Here is a 17775-nt window from a genome sequence, read left to right on the forward strand (position 1 = left end):
TTGCATGAAAAAAGATAGCTTTTTGAGCATAAAAAAGACACGAAAATCCGGCATTTTGGCAGAAAAACACAAAGCGATACAACATAAAACATTGGTTTTCAGTACACTACGACTCGATAAAAATTTCGCAATTCCGAAATTTCTCTTTCATAAAAATCTTTACACGCGATTCTCAGAGGACAAAAACAGCGTGAGTTTTCTTATTCAGACTTAATTTCGCTAAATATTATGCGTAAGTATAATTTATTGTACTTTCTGTATTTCGGAGATTTCTTTTCAGTTTTTTATACCAACAGGATTATATATCAATATTTTTATGTAAATTTGCATAAGATAAGCGAAAAAGCACCTAAATCACCAAAGATGGAAAACAAGACGCAACGCAACATAGACGAACAGAGCCTTGAGAAAGCCAAAGCACTGTTTGAGACAGGCTGCATAAACAGCATAGAAACAGGCACAGCCAAAGGGTTATGCCAGATACATGAGTGCCTGTTTGGCGGCCTTTACGACTTTGCAGGAAAGGTGCGCACACTTAACATCGCAAAGGGTGGATTCCGATTTGCAAATGCCATGTTCCTCGATGTTATACTACCCGTGATTGAGAAGATGCCGGAAACGACATTCGAAGAAATCATCGCGAAGTATGTGGAGATGAACATCGCCCACCCTTTCATGGAGGGAAACGGACGCGCCACAAGAATCTGGCTTGACATGATGCTGAAGAAGAACCTCGGAAAAGTCGTCGATTGGCGCATGGTGGACAAGGACATGTACCTGCAAGCCATGGAGCGCAGCCCCATAAATGACCTGGAACTGCGCTTCCTCCTGCAACCTGCTTTGACGGAGAATGTGGACGACAGGGATGTGATTTTCAAAGGCATAGAGCAGTCTTACTATTATGAGGGCTATGTGAAAGAGCCGTGAACCTTATGTTTTTGAGGGCGTATGCGCTGCCGGAAAGTAGCATGTCTGCCCTTTTCACACATAAACGACAAAACCGACCGACAATGATTGATTTCGATGAATATATCCGCCACGGGGAGCCTGACAGAAAAGAGAAAGCCTCAGCATGGAAGACGGCTATCGGACTGCAGGCTGTGGACGGTCTGCAGACCTCCGACTATCTGAAGGAAACGGCAGCAAGGCACATTGAGGGTGACATAAGCATCGATGAGGTAAAGGCGCTTATCAACGGTTATTACCAATCGAAGACCGTGCGGACGCCTGACGACGAGGGCGTGGAGGAGGCGGACAAGGTGTCCATAAACATAGTGCGGATTCTCAACGAGCAGTCGTTTGCCTACTCCGTTGCCGGCTTCGTGTCCATTCACCGCAGGCTATTTGAGGGCGTTTTCAAGTTTGCCGGCAGGATAAGGGACTACGACATAACGAAGAAAGAGTGGGTTCTGCGTGGTGACACGGTGCTGTATGTCAATGCGGAAGACCTGCACCGTGCCATAGAATATGACCTTGAACAGGAGAAAGAGTTCTCTTACCGAGGGCTGTCCTTTGACGATGTTGTCGCACACATAGCGAAGTTTGTCTCCAATCTGTGGCAGATTCATCCGTTCGGCGAGGGCAACACGAGAACGACGGCAGTGTTCACGATAAAGTATCTGAGAAGCATAGGCTTTGATGTTGACAATGATTTGTTTGCGGAACATTCGTGGTACTTCCGCAATGCGCTGGTGCGAGCGAACTATCGCAACATCGTGAAAGGCATCGAACCGGACATAAGTTTCCTTGTTCTCTTCTTCCGCAACCTGATGATGGGCGAGCAGAACGAACTGAAGAACCGCCACATGGTTGTCAATCCGCCACCGGAGTGGATTCCGAAGCATAACCCCACAAGCACCCCACAAGCACCCCACAAGTACCCTACAAGTACCCCGCAAGTTCAAACACTTGTTGAGACATTGGCAGAACAGCAGTTGTCAATAAAGGAAATGCTTGCGGCAATGGGGCTTAATGACCGTAAAAACTTTATCGAAAACTATCTCAGCCCTGCCATGAAAGCCGGCTTTGTCACGATGATTTATCCTGACAGCCCGAAGCATCCACGTCAGAAATACAAGCTGACGGTGAAGGGATTGGCGGTGTATAACTCAAAACAAGCAGAAAAGAAAATACCACTATGATAAGAAAACTAAAGACAATGGAGATGCAGCGCATCTCTGTCGAGGAGTTCCATGAGGCGGAGAAGATGCCTCTCGTTGTCGTTCTCGACGACGTAAGGTCGATGCACAATGTCGGAAGTGTGTTCCGCACCTGCGACGCTTTCCGTGCCGAGGGCGTTTTCCTTTGCGGAATAACCGCCACACCGCCACAGAACGAGATTCACAAGACGGCTCTCGGTGCGGAGGAGAGTGTCAGCTGGACGCATTTCCCTACTGCCGTGGAGGCTGTGGAACAGCTGCATCACGACGGCTACAAAGTGTTTGCGGTGGAGCAGTGTGAGGGTTCGACCATGCTTGACAAGCTCGGCGACGCTGTGACTCCCAACGAAAAGGGCGGAAAATTTGCCGTTATCCTTGGCAATGAGGTGCATGGCGTGCATCAGGAGGTCATCGACTTGTGCGACGGCTGCATAGAGATTCCGCAGTTCGGCACCAAGCATTCGCTTAATGTCTCTGTCACTGCGGGCATAATAATATGGGAGTTCGCACGCCGTCTGATGCTTTGAGAAAATATGATTATACAAATAAAACTATTGCTGCCGTGGAAAAACAGTATTCATTTCTCCCACGGCAGCAATAGTTTTATTTTACGCTTTCTTGTTCAGCCATTTCCTTTTGAGCCATTCACGTACAGGCTCATCGTATGCCTTCATCACGCAATAGGCAAGGAGTATGGACATCACGAACACTCCGGTGTTCATTGCGATGTGCATCCATAACGGTGCGTCAGGATGTTCCTTGACGAATCCCATTTGCATGTACATCAATGGATAATGTGTGATGTATATCGGATAGGATATATCACCAAGAAACTTGCACACCTTTGCACTGCGTGGGTCTGTGGTACTGCTTCCTGCGCCGAGTAGAACGACAAACGGGAACACAAGCAGGATTGCCGCTGCCTGATAAATACCGTTGGCAATGCCGTCATCGCCTGTGATGCAAGGCACGGAGAATATGACGACAAGAATCAATGATGCCCACCAGAAACCGCCGCGTGCGCTTATAGGGCTGCCGCTTGGATTGTCCTTTGTCATACGGCTTGGCAGCAAACGGGAAATCAACAAACCACAGAGGAACGGATAGAGCAAGCGTGTGAAACCTATGTAAATCTGGTCTGCAGTGATGCTCCAGCCACCCTTGACATGATAATGTGGTGCGGAAAGGAAGTTGAACAGGTCTATGCCGAGGGTCAAATCAAGTGTAAAATAGCCTGCAACTACTACAAGCACTGCCAACGCCCATGTCGGAAGGTGACGGAAGAGGAAAGCATAAAGTATGTTGGCGATGTACTCAAACGTCAGTGACCAGTTTGGTCCGTTCTGCGGATTTGTCTCACCCCAGCCGCGAATGTCCATACTTGGCGGACAGGGCAGCATGAACAGCGCCATAAAGAAACATCCAATAATCCGCCAACCGCTGACTTCCAGCACCATAGGGAAATTGCCTGCGGTGAAGAACAGCATGCAGCCTCCTATCAATGTTCCCATGACAACCATAGGATGAAGGCGCACAAGGCGGCGCTTGCAGAAGTCCCATGTGGTCATCTTTCCCCAGCGGTCGTCATAGGCATAGCCAACGACAAAGCCGGAAAGGAGGAAAAAGAAGTCTACGGCAAGATAGCCGTGGTTGATGTGCTGCTGTTCGCCGTGCGGACAGTAGATCTCGAAGATGTGGAAAAGTATCACCATCATCGACGCTACACCGCGCAAACCGTCAAGAATTTCGTAACGTGGTTTTGATTCTAAGTATGCCATGCTGATAGATTGATTTATTGCGGACACAAAGTTAGCGATAAATAGTGAGATACGGAAATATTAGGCAAAGTCTTTGATAGATAGGCAAAACGGAGAAGTTGAAAAATACTGCCGGAGGCATTAAAAGCCAGTTGGAAGCCATGTCGTGACTTCGCTACGTTACCATTCCGTAACCATGCGAAAATCCGGGGTTTCTGCTGTTTGCAGAATGGCGAAATTAGTTATTTTATAGTGAGTTACCAACAACTCACGCAAAAATAATCCGCCCCTGACAAAGATTGCGCCGTTCCTCCCCGTTTTGCGTATCGACAGCGGACTCTTCACCAACTAAATTTGAACCAAAAAAATTTTAGGACGATGAAGAGTACATTTTCAGTAATCTATTACCTCAAACGGCAGGTAGTGAAAAAGGACGGGACAGTTCCCGTCATGGGACGTATCACGGTGGACGGAAGCCAGACACAGTTCAGTTGCAAGCTGAGTGTCGATCCGAAGCTGTGGGACACCAAAGGAGGACGTGTCACGGGCAGAAGCACGGCGGCACTCGAAACGAACCGTATGCTTGACAAGATGCGGGTGCGCATCAACAGGCACTATCAGGAAATCATGGAGCGTGACAATTATGTCACTGCTGAAAAGGTGAAGAACGCCTTTCTCGGACTGGAACACCGCTACCACACGCTGATGCAGGTGTTCCGCCAGCATAACGAGGACTACGAGAAACAGGTGGAGGCAGGCATGAAAGCCAAAGGCACGCTTGCCAAATACCGCACCGTTTACAAGCACCTGCAAGAGTTCCTCACCATCCGCTACCATGTGAAGGACATAGCCTTGAAGGAGCTTACCCCCGCTTTCATCTCCGACTTTGAGATGTTCCTGCGCACGGACAAGCACTGCTGCACCAACACCGTGTGGTTGTACGTCTGCCCACTTCGGACGATGGTATTCATCGCCATCAACAACGAGTGGCTGACACGCGACCCGTTCCGCGAGTACGAAATCAAGAAGGAGGAAACCACCCGCAGTTTCCTGACCAAAGAGGAAATCCGCCTGCTGATGGACGGCAAGCTGAAAAACGCCAAACAGGAACTGTACCGTGATCTCTACCTGTTCTGTGCGTTCACGGGCTTGTCATTCGCAGATATGCGCAACCTCACTGAAGAGAATATCCGTACCTACTTCGACGAACACGAGTGGATAAACATCAACCGCCAGAAAACGGGCGTGGTGTCAAACATCCGCCTGCTTGACATCGCCAAGCGAATCATAGACAAGTATCGCGGGCTGTGTGAGGACGGCAGGATATTCCCCGTACCGCACTACATGACCTGTCTGTACGGCATCCGTGCCGTGGCTAAAAGATGCGGCATAACCAAGCATATCACTTGGCACCAGAGCCGACATACCGCAGCCACGACGGTATTTCTCTCCAACGGCGTACCCATCGAAACCGTCAGTTCCATGCTCGGACACAAGAGCATAAAGACGACGCAGATCTACGCGAAGATAACCAAAGAGAAGCTCAATCAGGACATGGAAAACCTTGCCGCAAGGTTGAACAGTGTCGAGGAATTTGCAGGTTGCACCATCTAAAAAGAAAAGCCATGAAACGTGACATAATCATCATAGAGGACAAGGCGATCAGCGTAACCGGTAACGACGTGTGGATGACCGCAACCGAAATCGCCGGACTGTTCCACGCGGGAGTTCCGTCAGTGAACGCCGCCATCAAAGCCGTCCGCAAGTCGGACGTGCTGAACGACTACGAGGTGTGCCGCTATATGCAGCTTGAAAACGGACTGTACGCGGATGTGTATGCGATTGAAATCATCATCCCCATTGCTTTCAGGCTGAACACCTACAACACCCACCTGTTCCGCACATGGCTGGTAGGCAAGGCTCTCTCACAAGAGAAGCGGCAGGCATACGTCATGTTCTTCCCAAACGGGAACATCGGGTACAGTTGAGATATAAAGAAAAATAGGACAAAGGAAACGGGCGACACCATTTTGAAGTGCCGCCCGTTTCCTTTTTTCATATCGCCCTATCTGATAGGTCTGCGGTAGTTCGTTTCCAGCACCTCACGCAGACCAGATTCCGGGTAAAGCACCTTCCCGCCCAAAAGGATAAAGGGAAGCACGCGGTTGTTCCTGTATTCCTGCAAGGTGCGGCGGCTCACGCGGAGTAGTTCGGACACCTCCTTGTCCGTCAGGTAACGCTCCCCGTCCAGCGGAGGGCTGTAACTCTCCAGAAATGCGGAAAGCCATTTCGAGTTTTTCTGCACGTTCTGCAACAGCACGGTCACATCTTCCGTGTCCATCGTGATTACATTGTTCTCCTCGTTCATTCTGCATCGGATTTTAAGGTGAACACTCGATTAACGGTCTGCGGGGTAAATCGTGCCGACCAGCGGAATGACCCTTTTCACGTCCTCCGGCTTGTAATAAAAACGGTAGCCGATCTGCGAGTGGCCGATGAAGCCACGGTCGCGCAGTTTCGCCAGCGTGCGGGGACAGATTCTCAACTGTCGGCAGACCTCTTCCCCGGTCAGCCATTTTGCAAGCCGCCTTTCATCGCCTTTGCGCTGCAAGGCGGCGACTTTCTCCACGAAAGCACCCATCTGTGCCATAATCCCGTCGAAAGTCTGTTTCTCGATAGATACTATTTCCATATTCATGTCATTTAGAATTTGCCGCAAAGGTAACGACACGGCATACAAGACGTATCGTTTTCCGCTGAAAGGCCGCTTGTTGCGCCGTTTGACCGGGTTACGGAGCCATCTTCCATAAAAATCTTGCGTGAGTCATGTAGTGAGTTGTTAATGCCCCCTTTGTTTATTCCCGAACTTTGCCGCAGAAACAAGAAAAAAGGACTGAATATGAAAGTGATAACAATGGAAAGTTCCGCCTACAAGGAGATGATGGCGCAGATTGCGGACATCGCCGGATACATCCGCGAGGCAAGGGACGAGAAGAAACGGAAGCGGGAAACCGAAGACAAGCTGCTTGACACGGCGCAGGCGGCGAAGATGCTCAACGTGAGCAAGCGCACCATGCAGCGTATGCGCACCGACCACCGCATCGAGTATGTGGTGGTACGCGGAAGCTGCCGCTACCGCCTTTCCGAGATACTGCGGCTGCTGGAGGACAACACCGTAAGGAACGAGGAAGGGACAATAGACACCCTTTTCCACAACCATAGGCTGCGCACGGGCGGCAAACCAAAAGGAAGGAGGACATAGGTCATGGAAATGCTCACACGAAACAATTTCGAGGGCTGGATGCAGAAGCTGATGGAACGGCTCGACCGTCAGGACGAACTTCTGCTGTCAATGAAGGCGGAGGGGCAACAGCCCACGCTTTCGGAAAGCGTCCGCCTTTTCGACAATCAGGACTTGTGCATGCTGCTCCAGATAAGCAAGCGCACGCTTCAACGCTACCGCAGCATCGGCGCGTTGCCCTACAAGACACTTGGGAAGAAGACCTATTACAGCGAGGAAGACGTGCTGACATTCCTTTCCAACCATGTCAAGGAGTTCAAAAAGGAAGATATAGCCTTCTACAAGGCTCGTATCCATAATTTCTTTCATAAATAACCAATTAAAAACTTTTTCAAATGGCAAAGAAAAAAGACGAAAAGGACGTGCTGGTGGTCCGTGACGAGAAGACGGGCGAGATCAGCGTGGTAGCCGGGCTGAACGCGGACGGCTCCCCCAAGCGCATCCCCGCGAAAGCGGAGAACGCGCAGGGTTTCCTGCAACTCGACCGACACGGCGACGCGCTGGATAACTTCTTCACCAACTTCTTCCGGCAGTGCAAGGAACCCAGCCGCTTCGGTTTCTATCGCATCGCGGCAGACCAAGCCGAGAATGTTCTGGAGGTAATCAGGCAACTTCTTGAAGACCCCGAAGGAAACAAGGAGATGCTCGCCCCTCACAAGGTGGACACCTCCGAATATGAGAAGAAGGTGCAGGAAGAACAGGCGGCACAACAGACAGAAAAGCAAGAACATCAAAAACAAGAAAACATGGAACAACAGAAAGAACAGCAACAGGAAAGCCCGCAGCAGACGCAGGGCAGACAGGGCTACCAACCCATTGACGAGAGCAGAATCAACTGGCAGGAGCTGGAGGAAAAATGGGGCGTGAAGTATGACGACCTCAAACAGTCGGGCGACCTCACCAAGATGCTCAACTACGGCAAGTCCGACTTGGTGAAGGTCAAGCCCACCTTCGGCGGCGAATCATTCGAGCTGGACGCCCGCCTCTCCTTCAAAAAGGACGGCGAGGGAAACATCAGCCTCGTGCCGCACTTCATCCGCAAGGAGCAGAAACTGGACGAATACAAGGGACACAAGTTCACCGACGAGGAACGGAAAAGTCTGCGCGAGACGGGCAACCTCGGCAGGGTCGTGGACCTTGTGGACAAGGAAACGGGAGAAATCACGCCCTCCTTCATCAGCATCGACCGCAAGACTAATGAAATCACGGACATCGCGGCAAGCAGGGTGCGCATCCCAAAGCGTATCGGCAAGACGGAAATCACCAAGCAGGAGCAGGATATGCTCCGCGCCGGACTGCCCGTGCGCGACAAGCTCATCGAGCGCAACGACGGCAGGAAGTTCGTCACCACCCTGCAAGTGAACGTGGAGCAGCGCGGCGTGGAGTTCGTGCCGGGAACGGGCAAGTCACCCCGTACCGCACAGACGCAGGAAGCCAAGAGCGACACCTCGCAGAGCCAGACGCATGACGGTGGAAACGCCGCCAACACCACGAAGGAACGCCGCAACACATGGACGAACGAGGACGGCAGCATCCGCCCCATCAGCAAATGGAGCGGCGTGAACTTCACCGAACAGCAGAAAGCCGACTATGTGGCGGGCAAGACCATCAAATTAGAGAACGTAACCGACAAGCAGGGCTTCCACGCCACCATGTACCTCAAGTTCAACCCGGAGAAGGGTCGCCCGTACCGCTACGACACGAACCCCGACAACGCGCAGCAGGTAGCCCCGTCCAACGAGAGCCGCACACAGACGGCGGTGAACAACGAGGGCAAGACCAACGAGGCGACAAAGGAACTGAAAGAGCCGTTGCAGAAGGGACAGACCGCCCCGAAGAACGAGAACCAGCAACGGCAGCAGGACAAGCCGAAGAAAAACAACAAGGGCATGAAGATGTAAATCCGTGTCCGCCACTAAATCCAATCCAAAGTAAAAAAAGTAATCATTAAAAAAGAAAAAGCATGAAGACAATCATTGCAGAAAAGCCCTCCGTGGCACGTGAAATCGCCCGCATCGTGGGCGCGACAAAGAGAGAGGAAGGATATTTCGAGGGAGGCGGCTATTTCGTTACATGGGCATTCGGACACCTCGTACAGCCTGCCATGCCCGACGGCTACGGCGTGCGCGGATTCGTCCGTGACAACCTCCCGATTATCCCCGACACCTTCACGCTCGTCCCCCGTCAGGTCAGGACGGAGAAGGGCTACAAGCCCGACAGCGGCGTGGTGTCGCAAATCAAGACAGTCAAAAAGCTGTTCGACACAAGCGAACAGATCATCGTGGCAACCGATGCCGGGCGCGAGGGTGAACTGATTTTCCGATACCTCTACCACTACACGGGATGCACCACCCCGTTTGTGCGCCTGTGGATAAGCTCTCTTACCGACAAGGCTATCCGCGAGGGGCTGCGCAACCTCGAAGACGGCAGCAGGTACGACAACCTCTATCTCGCCGCCAAAGCGCGGAGCGAATCCGACTGGCTCGTGGGCATCAACGGCACTCAGGCGTTATCCATCGCCGCCGGACACGGCACATACTCCGTGGGACGGGTGCAGACCCCCACATTGGCGATGGTGTGTGAACGCTACTGGGAGAACCGCCGCTTCACACCCGAAGCCTTCTGGCAACTGCATATCGCAACGGACGGTTGCGACGGTGAGGTCGTGAAATTCTCATCCTCCGAAAAATGGAAAGAGAAAGAGCCGGCGATGGAACTGTATAATAAGGTAAAGGCGGCAGGCTTCGCCACCGTCACAAAAGCCGAGCGCAAGGAGAAGACGGAGGAAACACCGCTCCTGTACGACCTGACCACACTCCAGAAGGAAGCCAACTCCAAGCACGGCTTCACGGCGGAACAGACGCTTGAAATCGCTCAGAAGCTCTACGAGAAGAAGTTGATAACCTATCCGAGAACGGGAAGCCGCTACATCCCCGAAGACGTGTTCGCCGAAATCCCCAAACTGCTCGCCTTCATCGGCACACTGCCCGAATGGGAAGGCAAGGCAAAGGCGAAAGCCGTGCCGACACGCCGCAGCGTGGACGGCGGCAAGGTGACGGACCACCACGCCCTGCTCGTCACGGGCGAGAAGCCGCTCTTCCTCTCCAAAGAGGACAGCACCGTCTATCAGATGATTGCCGGGCGCATGATAGAGGCATTCTCCGAGAAATGCGTCAAGGACGTCACCAACGTCACGGCGGAATGTGCCGGAGTGGAGTTTGCCGTGAAAGGCAGCGTCATCAGGCAAGCCGGATGGCGTGCCGTCTATGGCGAGGACAAGGAGGAAACCACCATCCCCGGCTGGCAGGAAGGCGACACGCTCATGCTGAAAGGCTCGTCCATTACCGAAGGAAAGACCAAGCCGAAACCGCTGCACACCGAAGCCACCCTGCTATCCGCTATGGAAACCGCTGGCAAGGAAATCGAGGACGACGCACTGCGGCAGGCGATGAAGGACTGCGGCATCGGCACTCCCGCCACACGCGCCGCCATCATAGAAACGCTATTCAAGCGCGGATATGTGGAACGCTGCAAGAAGTCGCTCGTGCCTACCGAAAAGGGGCTTGCCCTCAACTCCGTCGTCAAGACGATGCGCATCGCCGATGTAGCCATGACGGGCGAATGGGAGAAGGAACTGGCACGCATCGAGCGCGGGGAACTGTCCGCCGACACCTTCCGCAAGGAGATAGAGGCGTACACACGGGAGATCACCTCCGAACTCCTCTCGTGCGACAAGCTCTTCGGCAGCCGCGACTCCGGCTGCGCGTGTCCCAAGTGCGGCACTGGCAGGATGCGGTTCTACGGCAAGGTGGTACGCTGCGACAACACGGAGTGCGGGCTGCCCGTGTTCCGCCTGAAAGCGGGACGCACCCTGTCAGACGACGAAATCAAGGATCTGCTCACCGACGGGCATACCAAGCTGCTCAAAGGCTTCAAGAGCAAACAAGGCAAGAGTTTCGATGCCATTGTCGCCTTTGACGGGGAATATAACACGACTTTCGTGTTCCCGGAAAAGAAAAGCAAGGCTTCCTCTCCGAAGAAAAGGAAATAATCACTAACTTTGCCACTTGTTCAGAGTAATGAATTGTTCTTCGATACCGGATTACACTCATACTTTGGATTTAGTGGTGGCACTCGGAGGGATACCGAGTGCCTTTTTCTTCCTTTTCTACAAGTAATTATCCCGTTAAATATCAATCCACTAAAATCCAAAGTAATGAACAACAAGAAAAGAAACGAGGGTCAGACCGACTTTTCCTATTACGGTCTGTACCTGCTGGACTACCTCCGCACGAACAAGTTTGAACAGGCTTCCGATGCCGCCTTCATTCGGGAACGCGCCGACCGTGCCGCCGAAACGTATGAGAAGGCACGGCTTGAAGGCTATCCCGCCGATGGTGCGCAAGAGCTGGCGATGGACACGCTGCTGCGCGGACTGCACTATTCCCGGTACGCCATCCTCCGCGAAGTGGTGGAAAACGAGTTCTCCGACGAAGTGCCGGAAGAGAAGCGTGAAGCCTTTATCCTGAAACTACTGCCGCTTGTCGGCAACGTGTTCTCCGTCTATGACCTTTCGGACGACAACTTCGCCCTGTCGCCCGACCATGACCTGCTCTACACAGAGCTGACGGGTGCAACCGTCCTTTATTTGGAGGAATATGGCATTTAACCGTAAACAGAAGTTACGGGACAACATCGAGGCGATACGGACGGCATTCATCCTTGACAGGGAAAACAGGACAGCGACAACTGAAGAGCGTGCCATACTTCAAAGGTACTGCGGTTTCGGCGGTCTGAAATGTATCCTGAACCCCGCGAAGGAACTGACGGATGCCGTCCGTTGGGCGAAATCCGACCTCGAACTGTTCGCCCCGACGGTGGAGCTGCACAGGCTCATCCGAGAGAACAGCAAGGACGAAACGGAGTACAAGCGGTTTGTGGATTCACTGAAAGCGTCCGTGCTTACCGCCTTCTACACCCCCAAAGAGATAACCGACACCATCGCGGACGTGCTGGCGGATTACAGCGTCCGCCCCGCCCGTATGCTCGAACCGTCGGCAGGCGTCGGCGTGTTCGTGGACTCCGTGCTGCGGCACAGCCCCAGTGCGGATGTGATGGCTTTTGAGAAGGATCTGCTCACGGGTACAATCCTGCGGCATCTTTATCCCGACCAAAAGATGCGAACCTGCGGTTTTGAGAAAATCGAAAGACCGTTCAACAATTATTTTGACTTGGCGGTGTCCAACATACCGTTTGGCGACATCGCCGTGTTCGACCCTGAGTTTCAGCGTAGCGATTCCTTCGGCAGACGGTCGGCACAGAACGCCATCCACAACTATTTTTTCCTCAAAGGGCTGGATGCCGTGCGCGACGGCGGCATCGTGGCTTTCATCACCTCGCAGGGGGTGTTGAACAGCACCAAGACCTCCGTGCGTAACGAGATGTTCCGGCAGGCTCATCTGGTATCGGCGATACGCCTGCCCAACAACCTTTTCACGGACAATGCGGGCACAGAGGTGGGTAGTGACCTTATCGTGCTGCAAAAGGACCTGAAAAAGACGGAAATGTCGCAGGACGAGCGGTTGATGACCGTGATACAGACGGACACGAAAACCGACCTGACCGACAACGCCTACTTCATCCACCACCCGGAACGCATCGTGCATACGACGGCGAAACTTGACACCGACCCCTACGGGAAGCCCGCTATGGTCTATCTGCACGAGGGCAAGACCGAAGGCATCGCCGGGGACTTGCGCCGTATGCTTGACGAGGATTTTCATTTCCGCCTTGTCATGCGCCTGTATTCGGGTTCAATCCAACGGTCAAGAATGGAAGAAAAGGTTACCGTTCAAAAGGAGCCGGAACGTCCTGCGGTAACACAGGAAACGGTATTTTCACACACTGTTGAAACTCCGACGGAGAAACCACAACCCGTTGAAGAAAAGCCGGAGATAGAGCCACGTCCGAAATATTCCGACGGGGTGCAGCTATCATTACTTGACCTTTGGGGAATGACGGAAGAAGTCAGCCAACAACCGAAAACCGCCAAAAAGAAAAAGACGGCGAAAAAGGCAGTTACGGCAAAGACCACTCCGCCCAAACCGAAAGCCACGGTTACGCCGACAGCACCAACTGCAAAAACCGTTGTGGAAAATAAGGAGGTGAAAGCGGAGAACACCGCCAAGCCTGCCGACCCGGACGACATCTACGCCACATTGGACTGGGAAACCAATCCTCCCATCAACGGTTTCTATGAGATGATGATGAACCTCACGCCGGAACGTCGGAAAGAACTTCGGGAGTTGGCAAGACAGCACAATGAGAAGCAGGTGGCAACGGAAAAGGCAGAGGTGAAAACCGCACCGGAAACTCCCCGTGAGCAACCACGGCAGGAGGAAACACAGCCGGAGGTCGCCGCAACACCAGTCGCCACTGACACACCGTCGGAGGCGGCATCCTCCCTTTTCCCCGAAATCGAGGCGGAGAAGCCGAAGGAGGAAGTCATAGACCTCTCGCCCCGTGCCTACCACCGCACACCGGAAATGCACCTGCGTGAAGGGTCGCTGGTGGCTGACAGGTCGCGTAGTACCGTCGGCTACCTGAAAGACATCACGCCCTACGGCGCGACATTCCAGCCGCTTGACCTGAAAGGCTACCAGAAGGAAAAGGCGTTGCTGTATGTGTCGCTGCGCGATGCCTACGAGCGTCTGTACCGCTATGAATCGAACAGTCAAGAGGAAAATGTACCGTGGCGTGAGCATCTGAACACCTGTTACGACGAGTTCGTCATGCGCTACGGCAACCTCAACGCCAAGCAGAATGTGAAGCTGGTGATGATGGACGCAGGCGGGCGTGACATCCTTTCGCTGGAACGGGCGGAGAACGGAAAGTTCGTCAAGGCGGACATCTTCGAGCGTCCCGTTTCCTTCTCGGTGGAGAACCATGCCAATGTTGGCACTCCCGAAGAAGCCCTGTCCGCATCGCTCAACAAGTTCGGCACGGTCAATCTCGACTATATGCGTGAGATAACCGACAGCACGGCGGAGGATTTGCTCACAGCCCTGCAAGGGCGCATCTACTACAATCCGCTCGTGACCGGTTACGAGATAAAAGACCGATTCATCGCCGGGAACGTGATAGAAAAGGCGGAACGCATAGAGGTTTGGATGGATAACAATCCCGAAAATGAGCGTATGCCGGAGGTCAAACAGGCGTTGGAGGCACTGAAAGACGCCGAACCGCCGCGCATCGCCTTCGAGGATCTGGACTTCAACTTCGGGGAACGCTGGATTCCGACAGGTGTCTATTCCGCCTACATGAGCCATTTTTACAGCACGGACGTGAAAATTGCTTACTCTCCGACTTTGGATGAGTTCTCGGTGGCTTGCAGCCACAAGAATTTCAAGATATGGGACGAATTCTGCGTGAAGGGCTATTACCGCAGTTACGACGGCATGAGCCTTTTGAAACACGCCCTGCACAACACCTGCCCCGACATGATGAAGTCCATCGGCAAGGATGAGCATGGCAACGACATCAAGGTGCGCGACAGCGAGGGCATACAGCTCGCCAACGCCAAGATTGACGAGATACGAAACGGATTCACCGAGTGGCTGGAGGAACAGTCGCCACAGTTCAAGGAACGGCTGACAACGATGTATAACCGCAAGTTCAACTGTTTCGTGCGCCCGAAGTATGACGGCTCACACCAGACTTTCCCCGACCTCAATCTGAAAGGCTTGGCAAGCCGGGGTATCAAGAGCGTATATCCCTCGCAGATGGATTGCGTATGGATGCTGAAACAGAACGGCGGCGGGATCTGTGACCACGAAGTTGGAACCGGTAAGACGCTGATAATGTGCATTGCGGCGCATGAAATGAAGCGTCTGAACTTGGCGCACAAGCCGATGATTATCGGGCTGAAAGCCAATGTAGCGGAGATTGCAGCCACCTATCAGGCGGCATATCCCAACGCGCGTATTCTCTATGCTTCGGAAAAGGACTTCTCGACCGCCAACCGCGTGCGTTTCTTCAACAACATCCGAAACAACGACTACGATTGTGTCATCATGTCGCACGACCAGTTCGGCAAGATACCGCAGTCGCCGGAGTTGCAGCAGCGCATCCTGCAAGCGGAGCTTGACACCGTGGAGGAAAACCTCGAAGTGCTGCGTGAACAGGGAAAGAACGTGTCGCGGGCGATGCTGAAAGGGCTGGAGAAGCGCAAGCACAACCTTGTGGCAAAATTGGAGAAGGTGGAACACGCCATCCAGTCACGCACGGACGATGTGGTGGACTTCAAGCAGATGGGCATCGACCACATCTTCATCGACGAGAGCCACCAGTTCAAGAACCTTACGTTCAACACGCGCCACGACCGTGTGGCGGGACTGGGCAACTCGGAGGGAAGCCAGAAGGCTCTCAATATGCTCTTTGCCATCCGCACCATACAGGAGCGCACGGGCAGGGACTTGGGGGCTACCTTCCTCTCCGGCACGACCATCAGCAACTCGCTGACGGAGCTGTACCTGCTGTTCAAGTACCTGCGCCCGAAGGAGCTGGAGCGGCAGGACATCCGCTGTTTTGATGCGTGGGCTGCGATTTTCGCCAAGAAGACCACCGACTTCGAGTTCAACGTGACGAACAACGTGGTGCAGAAGGAGCGTTTCCGCTACTTCATCAAAGTGCCGGAACTTGCCGCCTTCTATAACGAGATAACGGACTACCGCACGGCGGAGGACGTGGGCGTGGACCGTCCGCACAAGAACGAAATACTGCACCACATACCGCCCACGCCCGACCAAGAGTATTTCATCAAGCAACTGATGGAGTTCGCCAAGACGGGCGACGCCACCCTGTTGGGCAGGCTGCCGCTCTCGGAAACGGAGGAGAAGGCGAAGATGCTCATCGCCACGGACTACGCCCGCAAGATGGCATTGGATATGCGCATGATAGACCCGAACTATGAAGATCACCCCGACAACAAGGCGAGTCATTGCGCCAAGATGATTGCGGAGTATTACCAAAAATACGACGCGCAGAAAGGCACACAATTTGTCTTCTCGGACTTGGGGACATACCAGCCGGGCGACGGGTGGAACGTCTATTCGGAAATCAAGCGCAAGCTGACGGAGGACTACGGCATACCGCCGGGTGAGGTACGCTTCATTCAGGAGTGCAAGACCGACAAGGCACGGAAGGCGGTGATAGACGCCATGAACGCCGGGACGGTGCGGGTGCTGTTTGGCTCCACCTCCATGCTCGGCACGGGCGTGAACGCTCAGAAACGGTGTGTCGCCATTCATCATCTCGATACACCGTGGCGACCATCTGACCTGCAACAGCGTGACGGACGCGGAGTTAGAGCGGGCAACGAAATCGCCAAGCATTTCGCCGGGAACAACGTGGATGTAATCATCTATGCCGTTGAGAAGTCGCTGGACAGCTACAAGTTCAACCTCCTGCACTGCAAGCAGACTTTCATCAGTCAGCTCAAAAGCGGCGCGATGGGTGCGCGTACCATCGACGAGGGGGCTATGGATGAGAAGTCGGGCATGAACTTCTCGGAGTACATGGCGTTGCTATCCGGCAACACCGATCTTTTGGACAAGGCGAAACTTGAAAAGCGCATAGCCTCGCTCGAAGGGGAACGCAAGTCGTTCAACAAGGGCAGGCGCGATTCGGAGTTCAAATTGGAGTCGAAGACAAGTGAACTGCGAAATAACACGGCAATGGTGGATGCCATGACGGAGGACTGGAACCGCTTTCTCTCGGTGGTGCAGACCGACAAGGAGGGCAACCGACTTAACCACCTGCGGGTGGACGGAGTGGATTCCACCGACGAGAAGGTTCTCGGAAAGCGTTTGCAGGAGATAGCCAAGAACGCCACCACCGGAGGGCAGTACAGCCCAATCGGGGAACTGTACGGCTTCCCGGTGAAAGTGGTAAGCGAGAGGATGCTCAAAGAGGGGTTGGAGTTCACCGACAACCGCTTCGTGATTGAAGGTAACTACAAGTACACCTACAACAACGGGCATCTGGCGATGGCTGATCCGGTGGCTGCCGCCCGCAACTTTCTCAACGCACTGGAGCGCATCCCCTCCATCATCGACCAGTACAAGACGAAGAACGAGGTGCTGGAACGTGAGATACCGCAGTTGCAGGAGATAGCGGGCAAGGTGTGGAAGAAGGAGGACGAACTGAAACAGTTGAAGTCCGAACTTGCCGCCCTCGACCGCAAGATACAGCTGGAGCTTGCGCCACCCACACCCGAAGTTGCCGAAAAGGAGAATGAGGGGCAGCAAGTAAAGCCGGAAGCGGAAGATGTGCGGAACAGGCAGACGCAATATCCTGAAAATGCACCACCGCAGATACGCAGTCCGGCAAGTGAACGAAGTCCCACAGGCAACTTCATTGCCGACCATGTCATAATCGGGCGTCCGGGGCTGTATGTCAAGGATGAGACCCGTCCGAAAGGATTGAAAATATAAACCTTACATCTAAAACTGTCCGTATCGGTTCACTGATGCGGACAATTTTTGTTTTTCTATTTTTC

14 protein-coding genes are annotated in these 17775 nt (G+C 53.3%); 11 read left to right on the plus strand and 3 right to left on the minus strand.

Annotation, left to right across the window (positions count from 1 at the left end; translation table 11 throughout):
• The first annotated feature begins 363 nt into the window (after positions 1–363).
• From fic to HPS57_RS09310, 3 genes are all read left to right on the plus strand, one after another.
• Positions 364–927 (plus strand): protein adenylyltransferase Fic, encoded by a 564-nt coding sequence (gene fic, locus HPS57_RS09300; RefSeq protein WP_172182464.1) that lies wholly within the window; start codon positions 364–366, stop codon positions 925–927.
• Between the two features lie 83 nt (positions 928–1010).
• Positions 1011–2141 carry a Fic family protein gene (locus HPS57_RS09305; protein WP_172182466.1) on the plus strand — a complete coding sequence of 377 codons (1131 nt, stop codon included), beginning with the start codon at positions 1011–1013 and terminating at the stop codon, positions 2139–2141.
• Positions 2141–2686 (plus strand): RNA methyltransferase, encoded by a 546-nt coding sequence (locus HPS57_RS09310; RefSeq protein ID WP_172182717.1) that lies wholly within the window; start codon positions 2141–2143, stop codon positions 2684–2686. The genes HPS57_RS09305 and HPS57_RS09310 overlap by 1 nt, the downstream gene beginning before the upstream one ends.
• Before the next feature lie 81 nt (positions 2687–2767).
• On the opposite strand, the gene HPS57_RS09315 is transcribed toward HPS57_RS09310, so the two are convergent.
• Positions 2768–3937, minus strand: a complete 1170-nt coding sequence (locus HPS57_RS09315) for an acyltransferase family protein (RefSeq protein WP_172182468.1) — start codon at positions 3935–3937, stop codon at positions 2768–2770.
• Positions 3938–4294: 357 nt separating this feature from the next.
• On the opposite strand from HPS57_RS09315, the gene HPS57_RS09320 reads away from it, so the two are divergent.
• Positions 4295–5530, plus strand: coding sequence for a site-specific integrase (locus HPS57_RS09320; protein WP_172182470.1), 1236 nt, complete (start codon positions 4295–4297; stop codon positions 5528–5530).
• 11 nt (positions 5531–5541) lie between these two features.
• On the plus strand, positions 5542–5904 hold the full coding sequence (locus HPS57_RS09325) for a RhuM protein (protein WP_172182472.1): 363 nt from the start codon (positions 5542–5544) through the stop codon (positions 5902–5904).
• Between the two features lie 77 nt (positions 5905–5981).
• Here the strand turns inward: HPS57_RS09325 and HPS57_RS09330 are convergent, their stop codons facing one another.
• Together HPS57_RS09330 and HPS57_RS09335 are read right to left on the minus strand one after the other, a co-directional pair.
• The gene (locus HPS57_RS09330) at positions 5982–6284 is read right to left on the minus strand and encodes a helix-turn-helix domain-containing protein (RefSeq protein WP_032594402.1); all 303 of its coding nucleotides are present in this window, start codon (positions 6282–6284) and stop codon (positions 5982–5984) included.
• A gap of 30 nt (positions 6285–6314) precedes the next feature.
• On the minus strand, positions 6315–6614 hold the full coding sequence (locus tag HPS57_RS09335) for a helix-turn-helix domain-containing protein (protein WP_172182719.1): 300 nt from the start codon (positions 6612–6614) through the stop codon (positions 6315–6317).
• Positions 6615–6752: 138 nt separating this feature from the next.
• On the opposite strand from HPS57_RS09335, the gene HPS57_RS09340 reads away from it, so the two are divergent.
• The 6 genes from HPS57_RS09340 to HPS57_RS09365 all read left to right on the plus strand — a co-directional run bounded on the left by HPS57_RS09340 (position 6753) and on the right by HPS57_RS09365 (position 17710).
• On the plus strand, positions 6753–7178 hold the full coding sequence (locus HPS57_RS09340; protein ID WP_440131438.1) for a helix-turn-helix domain-containing protein: 426 nt from the start codon (positions 6753–6755) through the stop codon (positions 7176–7178).
• A 3-nt stretch (positions 7179–7181) separates the two neighbouring features.
• The gene (locus tag HPS57_RS09345; protein WP_172182476.1) at positions 7182–7532 is read left to right on the plus strand and encodes a helix-turn-helix domain-containing protein; all 351 of its coding nucleotides are present in this window, start codon (positions 7182–7184) and stop codon (positions 7530–7532) included.
• A 20-nt stretch (positions 7533–7552) separates the two neighbouring features.
• A complete protein-coding gene (locus HPS57_RS09350) occupies positions 7553–9118 on the plus strand; it encodes a DUF3945 domain-containing protein (protein ID WP_172182478.1) in 1566 nt (521 codons plus the stop codon).
• 62 nt (positions 9119–9180) lie between these two features.
• Positions 9181–11268 carry a type IA DNA topoisomerase gene (locus tag HPS57_RS09355; protein WP_172182480.1) on the plus strand — a complete coding sequence of 696 codons (2088 nt, stop codon included), beginning with the start codon at positions 9181–9183 and terminating at the stop codon, positions 11266–11268.
• Between the two features lie 165 nt (positions 11269–11433).
• Positions 11434–11886: a DUF1896 domain-containing protein gene (locus HPS57_RS09360; protein ID WP_172182482.1), complete on the plus strand. Its 453-nt coding sequence runs from the start codon at positions 11434–11436 to the stop codon at positions 11884–11886.
• Positions 11876–17710, plus strand: coding sequence for a helicase-like domain-containing protein (locus HPS57_RS09365; RefSeq protein ID WP_172182484.1), 5835 nt, complete (start codon positions 11876–11878; stop codon positions 17708–17710). The genes HPS57_RS09360 and HPS57_RS09365 overlap by 11 nt, the downstream gene beginning before the upstream one ends.
• Positions 17711–17775: the final 65 nt, after the last annotated feature.

Source organism: Palleniella intestinalis (assembly GCF_013166595.1).
Classification (GTDB): Bacteria; Bacteroidota; Bacteroidia; order Bacteroidales; family Bacteroidaceae; genus Prevotella; species Prevotella intestinalis.

Coding starts and splice junctions, on each gene's coding strand:
- fic (WP_172182464.1), top strand. CDS start 364: ATGGAAAACAAGACGCAACGCAACATAGACGAACAGAGCCTTGAGAAA.
- HPS57_RS09305 (WP_172182466.1), top strand. CDS start 1,011: ATGATTGATTTCGATGAATATATCCGCCACGGGGAGCCTGACAGAAAA.
- HPS57_RS09315 (WP_172182468.1), bottom strand. CDS start 3,937: ATGGCATACTTAGAATCAAAACCACGTTACGAAATTCTTGACGGTTTG.
- HPS57_RS09320 (WP_172182470.1), top strand. CDS start 4,295: ATGAAGAGTACATTTTCAGTAATCTATTACCTCAAACGGCAGGTAGTG.
- HPS57_RS09325 (WP_172182472.1), top strand. CDS start 5,542: ATGAAACGTGACATAATCATCATAGAGGACAAGGCGATCAGCGTAACC.
- HPS57_RS09330 (WP_032594402.1), bottom strand. CDS start 6,284: ATGAACGAGGAGAACAATGTAATCACGATGGACACGGAAGATGTGACC.
- HPS57_RS09335 (WP_172182719.1), bottom strand. CDS start 6,614: ATGAATATGGAAATAGTATCTATCGAGAAACAGACTTTCGACGGGATT.
- HPS57_RS09345 (WP_172182476.1), top strand. CDS start 7,182: ATGGAAATGCTCACACGAAACAATTTCGAGGGCTGGATGCAGAAGCTG.
- HPS57_RS09350 (WP_172182478.1), top strand. CDS start 7,553: ATGGCAAAGAAAAAAGACGAAAAGGACGTGCTGGTGGTCCGTGACGAG.
- HPS57_RS09355 (WP_172182480.1), top strand. CDS start 9,181: ATGAAGACAATCATTGCAGAAAAGCCCTCCGTGGCACGTGAAATCGCC.
- HPS57_RS09360 (WP_172182482.1), top strand. CDS start 11,434: ATGAACAACAAGAAAAGAAACGAGGGTCAGACCGACTTTTCCTATTAC.
- HPS57_RS09365 (WP_172182484.1), top strand. CDS start 11,876: ATGGCATTTAACCGTAAACAGAAGTTACGGGACAACATCGAGGCGATA.